This window comes from Cupriavidus sp. SIMBA_020 (assembly GCF_046535395.1).
Taxonomy (GTDB): domain Bacteria; phylum Pseudomonadota; class Gammaproteobacteria; order Burkholderiales; family Burkholderiaceae; genus Cupriavidus; species Cupriavidus campinensis.
The window spans coordinates 1-278 of the sequence record NZ_JAWRWU010000422.1 but is presented as its reverse complement, the minus strand read 5'-3'; the positions used below and the strand labels follow the sequence as shown (position 1 = coordinate 278).

The following is a 278-nucleotide window of genomic DNA, read 5'->3' as shown; positions in this document are numbered from 1 at the left end:
CGGGCGGCGGCTCTCTGGTCAAGCAAGGCGCCAACACGCTGAGCCTGAGCGGCGCCAACACCTTCCAGGGCGGCGTCACGCTGGCGCAGGGCGGCTTGAGCGTGGGCTCGAACCAGGCCCTGGGCAGCGGCGCGCTGACCGTGGCGGGCGCCTCGACGCTGACCAGCACCCAGGCCGTCAGCCTGACCAATAACGTCGCGCTCAATGGCGGCAACCTGAGCGTGGACGGCGGCAACGACATCACCCTGGGCGGCACCGTCAGCGGCGCCAACGGCCTC

Annotated in this window: 1 protein-coding gene; it reads left to right on the top strand. The window is 71.9% G+C overall.

The window, feature by feature from the left end:
- Nucleotides 1–278, top strand: a 278-nt coding sequence (locus SB751_RS29875) for an autotransporter-associated beta strand repeat-containing protein (protein ID WP_410749007.1), incomplete at both ends; no start/stop codon positions are given.